This window comes from Streptococcus sp. cx1 (assembly GCF_052384325.1).
GTDB classification, from domain to species: domain Bacteria; phylum Bacillota; class Bacilli; order Lactobacillales; family Streptococcaceae; genus Streptococcus; species Streptococcus salivarius_G.
Window position 1 is genome coordinate 23637 of record NZ_JBQSUN010000010.1, and the last position, 15667, is coordinate 39303.

3 protein-coding genes and 2 pseudogenes are annotated in these 15667 nt (G+C 41.1%); all 5 read right to left on the reverse strand.

The features are described 5' to 3' along the window. Positions 1 to 175: 175 nt before the first annotated feature. Positions 176 to 3820 (reverse strand): mucin-binding protein, encoded by a 3645-nt coding sequence (locus ACT170_RS10570; RefSeq protein WP_444818290.1) that lies wholly within the window; start codon positions 3818 to 3820, stop codon positions 176 to 178. A 457-nt stretch (positions 3821 to 4277) separates the two neighbouring features. Beyond that, on the reverse strand, positions 4278 to 10352 hold the full coding sequence (locus tag ACT170_RS10575; RefSeq protein WP_444818291.1) for a ZmpA/ZmpB/ZmpC family metallo-endopeptidase: 6075 nt from the start codon (positions 10350 to 10352) through the stop codon (positions 4278 to 4280). Between the two features lie 1185 nt (positions 10353 to 11537). After that, positions 11538 to 12119 (reverse strand): annotated as a pseudogene (locus ACT170_RS10580) (transposase); the annotation flags it as partial. Next, positions 12092 to 12748, reverse strand: a pseudogene (locus ACT170_RS10585) (transposase); the annotation flags it as partial. The pseudogenes ACT170_RS10580 and ACT170_RS10585, both read right to left, overlap by 28 nt. Positions 12749 to 13058: 310 nt before the next feature. Then, positions 13059 to 15667 (reverse strand): Ig-like domain-containing protein (locus ACT170_RS10590; protein ID WP_444818292.1); only part of this gene is annotated, 2609 nt, incomplete at its 5' end.

Genomic DNA, 15667 nt, shown 5'->3' on the forward strand with positions numbered 1-15667 from the left:
CCTCATTCGTTTTGTCTTACTCTATTGTACCTTATCAAGCTAAATACTGCTTAAAAGATTCACAAACCTTGGGAGATTCCGTGAATTTTATCCGCAGACCAAAAAATCTCTCCCGAGCAATTCACTCGAGAGAGATTTTATTTTTAGAATTTATGAGAGATAAGGTGTGGAAATCTTAGTCTTGGTTTTTACGACGATTCATAGCCGCAAGTCCTGACATGAGTCCCATAACAACAACACCCATTGCTGCGAGGTTGTTATCTGTCTCACCTGTTACTGGCAATTGTTCGTCGCCTTCTTTAGCTTTATCAGAACCATCTGCCTTCTTACCATCTTTGTTTCCAGATTTCTTCTTATCTGAACCTTTACCATCTGAAGCGCCATCAGCTGCTGAGCCAGATCCAGAACCTTTAGAACCCTTAGATCCGTTTGAAGTTGCTTTGACAGCTTTAGATGTTGAGCTTCCAGATTGTCCGCCATTACCGTTTGATGGTGTTGAGCCATCTTCGACCTTACGGTAGATGTAAGTCACGACTGTTTGACCTTCTGTCATCTTGTCTGTAGATTTACCTTCTTGACGAATCAATTCGTATTTCACACCGTTACGGTAGATGTAGCGATCACCATGAACATCAACTTCAGCACCAACAGAGTTAGTGATAACAAGTGGCATCTTGATTTGGTTACCATACTCGTCACGGTAGATAACGACGATAGTACCAACTTCTTTGTTAACTGCTGGTTTAGCAGGTTCTGCGTTAACAACCTTGTAAACAACCTTTGTATCTTCACCTGGGTTGCTTGGTGTCACACCTGTCTTATCAGCCTTGTAACCTTTCACTTCAGGAACAAGTGTCATAGCAGCCTTAGTTGGATCGTTAGGATCATTTGTGTAAGTAACTGCTTCAACACCCGGGATTGGATTACCTTTTTTGTCAACGGCAATAATCTTACCGAATTTAGTGTAAGTAACAGTCTCAACCTTGCTGTCCATAGTGACATCTTGAGAAGCCACACGACCTTTATCTGCGAAGTAACCGTTTACCATTGGTGTAATCACGATATCAAACTTAGTCTTATCTGCCTTCCATTCACCTGCAGTAAGAATATCACCTGTTACAGAGTCAAGCGTCAATGAACGTTTCCATTGTGCTTTCTGAACACTGTCTGCTGGCAATTTAGCATTGCTATCTTTGCTTGCATAGTGAACAGTGTATGTCACATCTTTAAGGTAAGCATCCTTAGCTGGCCATTTTGGACCGTTTGGTTGGTTAGGATAGATTGGTGTTCCTGGTTCGTGAGCATTGTCTGGATTAAAGTCAAGTGCTACACGTTTGAAGCTTACTGTCCAAGCTTGGTCAACTGTGCTATCCAAGTCAAAGCTTGCACCAGCTGGGTAACCATCTGTTACAAGGACATAGCCAAGGTCTTGATAGTGTTTGATACGTTCAGCTGTTGAATAGTTAACCGCTTCACCAGACTTACCAGCCAAAGCAACAGTTTCAAGGGTTGAACCACTTGTTTCATCACGGTAAACAACACTTGCTTTTTGATCGTTCTTAACGTAAACAACCTTAGTATCGCTAGACAAGTCACCTGGTGTTGCAGGTACTACCTTAGCAGTGTAACCTGGGATAGTTGGCAAGTTCTTGTCAACTGCAATCATCTTAGTTGGATCGTTAGGATCATTGATGTAGGCAGTATCAGAGACACCTGCAATTGGCTTACCATTTTCATCAACAATGACAAATTTACCAAAGGCCTTATACGTTACGGTGTCAGTTGCTTCTGGAGCATCTGGAGTTACTGTCTTACCACCTGCTACCGCTTTATCGGCAAAGTAGCCATTAACAACAGGAACCTTAACTGTACCGTAAGTGTGGCTAGTTACCTTCCAAGTCACCTTACCAGTCGCTTGGTTATCCTTACCTGCAAAGGTATAGTCAGATTTCACATCTGCAGCTGGAGTTTTATCGCCAGCACCTTGGAAGGTAACTGTTTGTTTCGTTGCCTTAGTCACATCGTTAACGATTGCTACGTAAACGACACGAGTGTCTTCACCTGGATTTGATGGTGATGCAGGGACAACCTTAACAGTGTAACCAGGAATACTTGGAAGCGTCTTGTCGATGGCAATCATCTTAGTCGCATCATTAGGATCGTTAGTGTAGGCAGTTGTTGATACACCTGGAATTGGATTGCCATTTTCATCCACAGCGATAAATTTACCAAAGGCTTTGTATGTCACTGCGTCTGTCGCATTTGGTGCATCTGGAGTAACTGTCTTGCCACCTGCTACGGCTTTATCTGCATAGTAACCAATGACAACTGGAGTCTTAACTGTGCCGTAAGTATGGCTTGTTGCTGTCCAAGTTGTTGTATTAGTTGTAGGATCTTCTTTACCGTTGAAGCTAAAGTCATTTTGAGTGTTAGCAGCTGGTGTCTTCGTATCAGCACCAGTGTAAGTTACTGTTTGACTTGTTGCTTTTGTGACATCTTTAGTGTCTTTTTCAACGATAATGTGGTAACGGTAACCTGGAGCTAGGTATTGACCACCACCATTGGCATCAATTGAAGCATCCAATCCTTGTGAACCGTTAGCAAATTGAACAAGGTCAACAACACGACTTTGGTTAAAGTCCCAAGTACGATCTGAGCGAATGGTTGCAATACCATTTGTATAGTCATATTGACGTTCTGACTTCAAAACATCTACATAAGCATTAGCTTTAGATTTGTCAGCAGAGGCATATTTGATGCGGTATCCTGCTGGTACTGGTGGAAGTTCTGTTACACCAGCATCGTAGATTTTATTGTAAGTCTTACCGTTTGCTGTGATTGTTTCAGTTGAGTTGTTGATACGATATGTTGAAGATCCTGGAATCTTGTTTCCTGCTTCATCAACGTAGTCAATAATACCAAGGTTGGCATAGTTTACGACAACCATGTAGTTACCATTTGTAATGTAGTCATAAGGTCTCATAACCCCACGGTTATCACGACCGACTTTGAGGTGGTTGATGTAATCAATGTTAACAAAGTATTGTTGACGTTCTGGCAAATAGGCAAGTTTATAGCCGAGGTTTGTCAAGTCAGGGTTTGTTGAGCTTGCTCCAGCATTTGTCAAAACAGCAACCGCATCAGCTGTACGAAGGCTACGGTTTGATACCGCAAGTCCCATAGCATTGATGAGATTTTCAGAGTTAAGGCTTGCTTCAGCAGCATTCAATTCACTGCTTGTCACGGCCAACTCACTAGTCGCCACTTTAAGGACGCTATTTACAGCATTGGTTGTAGACTCTGCGCTGGCAGTTTCTGCTGCAGTCGCAACTGAAGCTGCTGTACTTGTTTGTGCTGATACTTGACCAGCAACAGGAACTTCGGCTACTGCTGTTGAGCTAAGAGCTTGGGCGCTAGTCGCTACAGATGAAGCAGTCGCTGCTGCAGATTCAGAGCTCGCTTGCGATGCAGCCTGAGAAGCTGCTTCTGAACTAGCTGCTGTTTGACTAGTTGTTGAAGCTGTTTGGCTGTTTTGAGCTGCTGATTGTGGTTGTTCACTAGCCAAAGCTACAGTAGAGACTGAACTTGGTGCGTTTTCTGTTGTTGCTGGCGCTACTGATGCTGTCGTTGGTGTTGATTGCTCCACGACTACATCTGGCTCAGCAGTTGTTTCCATACCTGCGGTAGTTGGTGCTACCGTTTCATCAGCTTGGGCACCCTGTGCATTTGAGAAGATTGAAACTCCCAAAAGGACAGAGGCTACACCAAAGCTGTATTTTCTTAATGAAAAACGTTGGCGTTTATTAAACATATCTCTCATAATAATAAATTTCCTCAATATCCAAATTACTTTATATACAGTTTCCATTTTATACTACAATTATTAAATTGTCAAATATATAATGATTATTGTTCTAAAGTTTAACTTTCATTAGAGAATGTTAATTTAAAACTTTTATCTAAGTCCTTTGAAACATCAAAACGTTCGTGCTTTTATTTAGCACAATTCCCTATTTTGTCAGTTTTATAATTTTTAAAATACTTTTATATGAAAGCATCTTTTATTAAAAACCTTCGTCACTCTAACCTTATTTTTTAGTTTTGGTGATATTTATTAAAATACAAAACTCTCTCCCTTCAAAAAGAAAACGTTTTAATGGCTCAACCCACATCTCTCTCAATCCCTTGCCAATACTGACCTAGAGGCTCCTACTTCCCATATTCCCAACAGATTCAAAAATCCCTTTGGCATTGACCAAAAGGGATTCTTTCATCTATTATTTGAAAATAGAACTTGTGAAACTATCTGTCTCTTGTAGGAGTTTCTTGTAGACAGCTTCTTTGAGTTTTGTTGTATAGCTTGTAGATACAGATTTATTGCCGTTATTATCCGTTTTAAGACTTGCAGCATCTTTGGCAACTGCAGCTTTAAACAAGGCTAACAAATCATCGTAAGAGCTTACTGATTTACCGTCAATAGTAACTGTCGTCAAACCATGTGACGCTTTCTCTTTGACTTCTTTGAAGTAGGCTTTCTTGAAGTCTTCTAGGGTGTTGAACTGACCATCAGAAATCTTGTTAATGATAAAGTCATCTCCAAGAGTGTTCTTACCAGCTGCTTTCGCTTCTTGTTTATACTTGTTAGTCGCATAACCTAGGAAGCCTTTTTCATAGCCGTAGTAACCCCAGAGTCTGAAGGTATTGTGCTTGAAGGACATAGCACCTGGAGAGCCCTCACTGGTATTACCACCATAAATGGCAGACATCATAGGCACATTGACATAGGCAGAAGAGAAGTCCTCCGGTTTATAAACACCATTTCCAGGTCCACGATTGGTCATGAAGTTATTATCCACAAGGTCATCAATAGAGGTCAAGCTAATAGCCTTTTCGCTATCACTTAGAGCACGCACCTTGTCGTATTGGTTCTTACTATTACCTCGTAGCTGTTTATCGACCTTCTTGAACCATGCGTTATTGAGCTCTTGCTTGCCTTGACTGAGGACTGCTTCCCCTTCCAGCGAATCAAGAAGCATGAGGGTATCATTGTAGCCTTTCATGTAACGATCGATGGCCTCACGAGAGTTCAACTTGTTTGGATTGGTGTTGTACCACTGATTACCATCGTTTTCTCTTTCAAAGGCCATGTTAAGTCCCAGGGCACCGTATTCACCCTGGTGGCCCTGAGTTGCTGGTGATTGCAACATTCCTTGAGCATAGGCTTCAACGTCTGTTCCCTCACGACGACCAAAACCTCCAAAGTAGGCAATACGGTCATTAATATGAGTCGTTTCATGGGTAAAGGCTGAAGCACCGTACTCGCTAATCATGTTAGACATGACGAAGGTAACCTTGGCACGATTATCGTATGGGTTGTCGTAGATGGCAGCATAGGCACCTGCCATGGCTCCGTTATCACCGTAGTACTCACCAACTGGTCCATAGATTTCACGGATTGGCGCATAGACTTCCGTACTGTTCTTGAATTGGCCGTAGCGCTCTGGCCAACCTGGCCAACCATGACCCCAGACATAGAAACCTTCCCAGACTGGATTGACAATGTCTTTGAACAATTTGTTTTTGACATTATCCGCAGCCAATCTTTGCCAGAAATCAAGATAGTTGATTTGACGTTGAGCGGCTAGATCAATCTCAGGTTTCAACTTCTCTAAGGTTGTATTGTACTTGTTAGCCGTACCATAAGACATGGTGTCATAGGTAGAAATCAAGAACATCTCTGTCTTATCAAGGTTCAACAATGGCAAAATCATCTTGCGGTGGAGACCACGACTAAGGTTATCATAAACACGATACTTGTGCTCACCGACACCTTCATTTCGAGATGCCTTCTCAACAACATAGACCTTATCCTTAGCAGCATCAATGAACCAATCATTCATATTGTCGATAGTGGTAAAGAGTTTTCGGTTGTAATTAAGGAAGTCGGTCAGATCACTAGAAAGGGTACTTTTGGCGAGAACTTCACCAAAAGCATCGTATGTTCTTGAACCACTGATATTATTTTCCTTAGAGCCAATCTCAATCAAACGGTCAAGGACATCCACATTTTTACCATAGAAATCTGGTTTGAAGAGCATGATTTCTTTGATATTAACATCATCGAACTTAACACCATAGTAGCGATTCAAGTAAGTCAAACCTAACAAGAGGGCCGCTTTATTTTTCTCAACCTTGTCAAGAATCATTTGTTGGGCAGCTGGTGATTGGTTAAGCTGGTGGTCTTCATTTTGAACCAGCTTAGTCACCAGGTTAGTTAAATTAGCCTTAACAGCTTCAAAACTTTCTTCCAAGAAGAGGTTCTTGATAGCATTGACCTTGTTTGGACCGGTACGACCAAGTTTTTGGTAAATCGGATCAGACTGCAACTCAATCGGCTTAAGAATATCAACAATACCATTGATAAGACTTGAGTGGTCTTTTTGAACAATATTCGGAGTGTACTTGATACCCAAATCAGTAACAGTGTACTCCTTAACGTTGCTCAAACCTTCTGAACTATCTGAAAGCTTGAAGTAGTCTTTAGTACCATCAGCATAGTGAACAATAATCTTGTTGGCATCGCTTAAGTCTGTGACAAAATTACTGTCTTTCATTGGTGTCACTGAGAGTACTTCTTTGGTATTCAGGTTATGGTCTTTAGCCAGTTTATTTGCTTGATAGACAATATAATCCTTGTTATAGAACGGTTGAAGTTTCTCAACATTCTTGTAAGCCTGGTTGTATTCTGGCTTATAGTCTTGAATATTGGCAAAATCAGCTTGACTAGAAACATTATTAAGAATATTCAACTCGTAAGGTTCGCTGACAAATGTATCTGCTGTGATTTTGTAGCCTTCAACACGCTTGTCAGCTTCTTCCTTAGTCAAATGTTTGAGTTTTTTCGGACTCTTGGTATCTCTACCAGTGCCATCTTCGGCAGAACTATAGCCGATAACCCCAAAGAGGTCTTTGATATGAGGTCCACCATCTTCGTCATCAACATCATTAGATGCAAAAATTTCTTGACCTTTAACTACCTTGGCATAGGTCACGTTGTCTTGAACAGCTCCGTAAGGCCAAGTCTTAGCAACAATACCACCGACATATCTTGTGTTTTTAACATCAAGAACACCTTTGGCTACTGAATTTGTTACCCTTGCCTTAGTTCCTGATTTCCAACTGTTGAGCATGTAAGTAACATATGGTACCAGCATACTTGCATTGGCATTGTTGGCCGTAATAGTCGCATCCACATAAGCTCTGTTAACAAATCCCATGTAGTTTGAACCAGCAATCCCACCAACTGTCGAGTTATTACCAACAGAGTTAATCTTACCGATAAAGGCGATATTTTCAATCTTGCCATCTTCATCAATCTTATTGACAATACCTGCAACGTCATTATTACCAGTAACTGAACCAGTCACCTTAACATCTTCAATCAAACCTTTGTTTTTAAGGTTAAATCCAACTGTCGCTATTTGATTCTGACCAGGGCGATTGATGTCTACATTTTCAAAGTTGATATTCTTAATGGTTCCCCCATTGATAACATTGAACAATGGGTGTTCCAAATCATAGATGGCAAAGCGTTTGTCACCATCACTAATCAACTTACCAGTAAATTCGGTCGTAATGTATGATTTGCCATTTGGAACGACGTGACGAGCACTCATACTTTGACCCAGTCTAAATTCACCTGATGGATTAGCCTGAATGGCATTGACCAACTCAGCAAAATCATAGTAAACATTAGCTTGGCTAGGCTTAGGTTTCTCAATGTAGTAGCTATAAGTTTGAGCAAAATGATTTTGGCCATCACGTTGCACCAAATTATCCGCTTCTGCAGTTACCTTATAAACCGCCTTGCCATCAACTGTTGTCTCTTCGATGGCTTTCACTGCCAAGTAAGTGGTCTTCTGATCCGCAGAAGTCATCTTCAAGTAATAATTCGTGAGGTCTTGAGGTACAGCTGTCAGACGGGTCTCATCCACTTCTGTTTGATTGTCATACTTAATCAAATCCGTACGGGCAAAATCTTTAAGCTCAACCTTCTTGAGATCAAGTTGGATAGTTTGGTCTGCCAAAACCTGACTCTCCTCACCATTACCACGATCAAAGGTCATGGTTGTTGTAAGCGTATAAGGCTTGTAATAGTCTAAGTTTGTTAAATCAGCAGTCAAGGTCGTGCTAGGAATATTAAGCGTTTGGACAACCTGTCCATCTTTCTTAAGTACCGCTTTAATAGTCGTAATAGCTGCTGAACCAGGATTAGTCAATTGGTAGCTAAGCTTGGCACTTCGACCCAAGTCATCCTTGTCAATCTGTGTCAGTGTAAGAACTGGTTTTTCTGATATCTTAGTCCCTTTGCGGACGATACGATCTTGGACAGGAACTAGCACTGTTTCAGTAACAGTTGGTTCTTCAGCAGTCTTATTCCCCTTAAAGGTCTTATAGACCTTGGTGATTTTATTTTGACCTTTTTGGCCTTCTTGAACAACCTTTAGAGTGCCCTTTTCAAGACTATCATCTTCTTGGACAATCTCTTTAAATGGAAGCTCTACGATAGACTCTTCCGTCGTTGTTCCATCTAGAGGCTTGCTGCCACGACGAAGCTTTCTAGGTTGTGGCACCTCAATAACCTTACCTGATACAATAGTTGGCTCACCAACCTTGACACCATCAATGGTTTGGTAAATTTTCTGGATTTCTTGGCTACCTTTTTGACCTTCTTGCTCGACAACCTCTTCATCCACATACTTGCTATCATCGGTGATAACTTCGATAGGATAATCGATGGCTTGCGTTTCAGTCTCTGTGACACTTCCAACAACTGGGTTATGAACAGGATTCTCAGCTTGGACAAGAGCCTCACCTTCGTGACCTGATTCTTGTGTACCCTTGGTTTCCAGTTTGCCTGTGTACTCTGGATTTGTAGGTTGAACAAGGGCTTCGCCTTCATGACCGGATTCTTGTGTACCCTTAGCTTCCAGTTTGCCAGTATAGTCTGGATTTGCAGGTTGAACAGCTGCTTCGCCTTCATGGCCAACTTCTTGGGTACCATTGGCACTGATTGGACCGGTGTACTCTGGGTTAGCTGGTTGAACAACTGCCTCGCCTTCGTGACCAACTTCTTGGGTACCGTTAGCACTGATTGGTCCAGTGTACTCTGGATTAGCTGGTTGGACCCATGCTTCACCCTCGTGACCAACTTCTTGGGTACCGTTAGCACTGATCGGTCCAGTGTACTCTGGATTAGCCGGTTGGACCCATGCTTCACCCTCGTGACCAACTTCCTGCGTTCCATTAGCACTTGTAGTATCGCTACTGATTGAACCGGTGTACTCTGGATTGGCAGGTTGAACAAGGGCTTCGCCTTCGTGACCTACTTCTTGCGTTCCATTAGCACTAATCGGTCCAGTATATTCTGGAGCTGCGGGTTGAACAAGAGCCTCGCCTTCGTGTCCAACTTCTTGGGTACCATTGGCACTAATCGGTCCAGTGTAATCTGGATTAGCAGGCTGAACTAGAGCTTCGCCTTCGTGTCCAACTTCTTGGGTACCATTGGCACTAATCGGTCCAGTGTACTCTGGGGTAGCAGGTTGAACAGCTGCCTCGCCTTCATGACCTGGCTCCTGTGTTCCTTTTTTCCAACTGATTCCCTTACTATCCCTATCAGCTGTCCCCTGACTAACTGTATTATCTTCTTTTATTAAAGACTCAAGCCCTTGCAAAGTATTCTCCAAAGGTTGTTCAAGCTCCGGCTTAGCAGAGTAACGCAGATAACCCATATACTCATAACCATCAATGGCAATAACACCCTTAGCCAAATCTTCTTTATTTGAAACCGCAAGAGTTTGATTATAGGCCTGCAACTCCTTGTTTTGCAAGGCAAGAACCTCTATCGGCACAAGGAGACTTTGCCCTGCGGCCCCAATCAAGACCAAGCCAATAATTTTTTTACGATGTTTTTTTGAAAATAGGAGCACAGCCATAGTCGCTGTTGCCAATCCCAAACCTGTCGCTGCCCAGTCAGAACTTCCTGTCTGAGGAAGAGTAGCTTGACTGTCTCCCTTACGTTTATAAACTAGATAAAAAGTGTCCTCATTTTGATATTCCTTAGGAATAGCATGTACCACTTGCTTCTGCTCTTCAGCTGTTAATTCATTTTCTGTGACATAGGACATGTGTACCGATGCATCCGAAGTAACCTGGTCTGCCGAAACTGGTTTAGACACGAAAAGACCACCTGCTAACAAGAATGTCCCGATAGCAACTGGCCCTACACCTACTGACAATTTACGAATGGCGTATTTTGTCACTTTTTCAAAAACATGATTTGCTTGTTTCATTCAAAATCTTCCTATATGTTAATCCTTGTACCCCAAGGCACGTCAAAAAAACGAAGACGTTATTGAAAAAACACGCACTCTATACATTTATTAACCTTCTTCCAAAGTCTATCATATCCTTTTTTTAATCTTTAAGCAAGCATTTTCTCTAATTTTTAATCAATATAAACAATTGTTTAGCGACCATACTTTTCTTTCATGAAAACTTCTAAAACCTTTTCATATAACTAATTATAAAGACTCTAACATTTGTAAAAATATTCTCTTGAAATTCAAAGTAGTGATATATTTTGAGTTAAATAATTTTATAAATTATACTGATATCCCCATATATCTAACATTTTAATTAAAAAGATAAATAAAGACTACTAATTTTGACAAGAAAAAAACGCAAGAACTTCTCTCGCGTTTTTTTCGCATTAATATTCCAGAGTTTACCCATTGGCTTGAGACATACTATATGGATAAACTAGCTAATAAATAGTTTAACATAATATAATCTAAATAACAATCATCACATAATCTCATTATATAAATTCTTTCGTGTATGAAAGAATATAATTAGTCTTTTAAATTAAACATCCATTTATTATCAAAATATAAAATGTTAAATTGTAACCATGCGTTGACGCCCCCTGAGATCACCTCAATAATAAATTAATAAATCTTAAACTAGATTCTATTTTCTTATATAATTATAACTTAGTCTGAAAATTCACTTCACTATATCAGAAAATATTGTTTTTATAAAAGTTGTTGCAAATTTCTCATTTCACTGCTATAATCACGTTAGTAGACTCATATTTAAATGAATTTATCCTTCCCCTCGTCTCTAATTAACTGCTATCTTAGAGACTTCACATTTAGCTTCTAACTAACATATTACTCATGTATGAGCTACTATTTAAAAAGGTTCTTTGTCAACTGTAGTGGGTGACGAAAAGCTAACATCTAGAGAGGACTAGATAGGTCTTCTCTTTTTCTATCATTTGTCAAGTATAATACGGTTTCTGACTCAACATTATTTCTGAAAGTGTATGAAGAGAATTTTTTGAGGGATAGTTCAAGCCGTTTTTTCTGACATTTGAGCATATAAAAACGACACCTTATCTGGTATTTTTTGAAACAAGGTGTTAGAATTATAGGGCATGGACGACTTTAATGACTTTGGGCTAAAGTATAGTCTTAAAGTTCATTATGCATTATAAGATAATACATTGTCCTAATAAGGCGATGTATAGAGGCAATCGTATGAGGCTTAGTTGAAGTTGTCTGCGATTGTCTTTTTCGTTTCTCATAGAAATCTGAGATATGGAAAAGATTGGTATGGCTAGCGGAAGCGATATTGTGAATACATTTGTGCAGAATTTTTCTTGCATAAGGATTCCCACGCTTAGTAATATGCTCTTGACCTAGGAAATCTCCTGATTCATAGTGTTTGAGATCAATACCGATAAAAACGTTGATTTGATAAGCAGACTTAAAGCGACGAATGTCTCCTAATTCGCCAATAACACTTGTAGCCGTTGTCTCTGCGATACCAGGAATAGAGAGAAGAATCTCATATTCAGGTAGAGGTTTAGCTAACTCTATCAACTGTTCTAAAATTTGTTCCCGACGGTTTGTCAACCTTATAAGTTCCTGTGCATTATACTTAACCTCTTCTATTATAGGAGAGGTTTTTGAAATGGCAGAATAAGATTGCTTTGCCAGTCCAACTAACTTCTCAGCCAAGTTACCTACTCTGTTCTCTGAAATGTGTTTTGTATGTTCAGAGTGATGAAAACAAGCTTCCTAAAGTTGATAAAATTTCTAAAACCGAAGCCCAGACGTTTAATATCTTTGATAAGCTTATTGGTCCCCTCCAATTTTGCATTTGAGTACTGTGTTTCTAGCACATTCTTGATGTATTGCTTGTGTCTAAGAAAAGTCCTAAAGACCGTTTGAAAGTAGTGATTGACCTTGCTTATATTCTCCTCTATGAGTTCAAAAAACTCATCCACTCTTTTTTCCTGAAAGTGAAAAAGCAAAAGCTGATAGAGGTTATAATAATCGGCGAGTTCTTCTGAGAAATTCAGTGTCTTCTCAACGACTTCATGTGGACATAATGTTTGATGGAAGGTTTTCGAGTGAAATGATTTACAAGATAACTTACGGCTGTCCTTTTGGAAGAGTCTGCAGTGATTTTTTAAAGCTCGATAAGGTAGTGACTTCTTATCAAATTGGTTCATAATGGCAATTCTTGTCTTTAAAAAGGCTCGACCAAGGTGCTGGATAATGTGGAAACGATCAATAATGATTTTGGCATTTGGAAAAAGCCTTCGAGCTAGTGGCATATAGGCTCCTGACATGTCCATCGTGATAAACCGTACCTTTTGGCGTACTTTCAAACATCTGATGAAAAACCTTGGTTTAACTGCTCGAATTCGTCGCAAACGGTAGTATCCTTTCATGTTAGTATACGATAAACTATTATTATCCTTTCTCATCACTGTTCCTCCTTTTGTATATTAGTTAGTGGTCGGGAAACCCTATCTAATATTACACTTTAGGGGGCTTTTTTGACACATCGCTAAAAGCTTTTCGGAACCATTAGCATATCTAGTGGTTTTCGTGACACAAAAAGACTCACCCCTATCAGGGATGAGTCTTTAGGTTTGAAAACTTAGAAGACTATTTAAATCACTTCTATAAGAATATTTTATCTTAATCTTCTTTTCTACGTTTTCCTGCAATGGCGATTCCAGCTGCCGCTAGAATTCCACCAAGGACTACGCCACCGATAGATGCTTCGTCTCCTGTTTCTGGAAGTGTAGAAGCATCTTTTTCAGTTGCTGAAATATTTGCCCTAGTTTTAAGGTTCATGCGTTTCGCTGAAGTAGTTGATGACTCAACTTTGCCACTTAGTGTCGGTTTAACAACTGTTGGAGTATTCTCAGAACCCTTACCATTGTTAAAGGAATCTACTGTTCCACTTGTTGTGGCAAACATTGGAGCACTAGCTCCTGAAACATTACCTGCTAGGTCTGTCGCTTTCGCTGTCACAGTACCTTCTGGAATGTTAACTGTTGGAACTACTACGGCATGACCTGTTTCATCAGCTGTAGCTTCACCAATCTTGTTACCATCTTTGTCGAACAATTCTACCTTAGTGCCTGGTTCTGCAATAACATCAATTGGAGTACGAGTGCCAGCCTTACCTGTAAGATCAGTAGTCACAACTGGTGCATCTGGAGCTGTCGTATCAGTTCCCTTACCTACAGTCACTGATGTTGGGTTAGAGGTGTTGTCTGCGTCATCTGTTGCAGTGACAGAAACTGTGTCACCTTCCTTCAAACCACTTACTGGAACACTGAAGTTACCATCTTGGTCAGCTTTAGCTGATACTTTAGAACCATCTGGAAGGGTTACTTCTACAGTTGAGCCAGCTTCGGCTGTTCCTGTGATTACTGTGTCACCAGCTTTAACTAGGTTCACAACTGGTGCTGATGGAGCTGTCGTATCAATTCCTTTACCTACAGTCACTGATGTTGGGTTAGAGGTGTTGCCTGCGTCATCTGTTGCAGTGACAGAAACTGTATCACCCTCTTTCAAACCGCTGACTGGTACACTGAAGTTTCCATCTTGGTCAGCTTTCGCCGATACTTTAGAGCCATCCGGAAGCGTTACTTCTACTGTTGAACCGGCTTCGGCTGTTCCTGTTACTGCTGTAGTACCTGCTTTAACTGGGTTTACAACTGGTGCTGATGGAGCTGTCGTATCAGCTGTTTTCGCTACGGTTACAGTTGTCGCATCTGATGTGTTACCTGCGTTATCTGTGGCTGTTACAGATACTGTCTTACCTTCTTCCAAACCGCTGACTGGAACGCTGAAGTTTCCATCTTGGTCAGCTTTAGCCGATAATTTAGAGCCATCTGGAAGAGTGACTTCTACAGTTGAGCCTGCTTCGGCTGTACCTGTGATCGCTGTGCCACCTGCTTTAACCGGGTTCACAACTGGTTTAGCTGGCGCTGTGGTATCTGTCGCAACTTTTGGTGCGCTTGCATCTGATGTTTGACCATCTTTCGTAGCTTTAGCTGTTACATTACCTGCTGGAATATCAACGGTTGGCGTGATCGTAGCTTTACCATTTTCATCAGCTGTTGCTTCACCAATCTTGTTACCATCTTTGTCGAACAATTCTACCTTAGTGCCTGGTGCTGCAGTCACTTCAACTGGATCTTTAGTTCCTGCTTTACCTGTAAGGTCTGTATCGACTACTGGTTGGCTTGGTTTAGCTGGTGTTGCTGCTGTAGCTTCTTTTGGTGCGCTTGCATCTGATGTTTGACCATCTTTCGTAGCTTTAGCTGTTACATTACCTGCTGGAATATCAACGGTTGGCGTGATCGTAGCTTTACCGTTTTCATCAGCTGTTGCTTCACCAATCTTGTTACCATCTTTGTCGAACAATTCTACCTTAGTGCCTGGTGCTGCAGTCACTTCAACTGGATCTTTAGTTCCTGCTTTACCTGTTAAATCTGTCTTAACTTCTGGTTTCGCTGGAGCTGTTGTATCTGTCGCAACTTTTGGTTCACTTACGTCTGATGTATTTCCTGATGGGTCTGTCGCTGTCGCTGTTACATTACCTACTGGAATATCTTTCGTTGGAGTGATTGTTGCTACACCGTTTTCGTCAGCTGTTGCTTCACCAATCTTGTTGCCATCTTTATCGTAGAGGGCTACTGTTGAGCCTGGTTCTGCAGTCACTTCAACTGGGTCTTTAGTTCCTGCTTTACCTGTTAGATCTGTCTTAACTTCTGGTTTCGCTGGAGCTGTTGTATCTGTCGCAACTTTTGGTTCACTTACGTCTGATGTATTTCCTGATGGGTCTGTCGCTGTCGCTGTCACATTACCTACTGGAATATCTTTCGTTGGAGTGATTGTTGCTACACCGTTTTCGTCAGCTGTTGCTTCACCAATCTTGTTGCCATCTTTATCGTAGAGGGCTACTGTTGAGCCTGGTTCTGCACTGACTTCAACTGGGTCTTTAGTTCCTGCTTTACCTGTTAGATCTGTCTTAACTTCTGGTTTCGCTGGAGCTGTTGTGTCAGTTGCTACTGCCGCATCGCTGGCGTCTGATGTATTTCCTGATGGGTCTGTCGCTGTCGCTGTTACATTACCTACTGGAATATCTTTCGTTGGAGTGATTGTTGCTACACCGTTTTCGTCAGCTGTTGCTTCACCAATCTTGTTGCCATCTTTATCGTAGAGGGCTACTGTTGAGCCTGGTTCTGCAGTCACTTCAACTGGGTCTTTAGTTCCTGCTTTACCTGTTA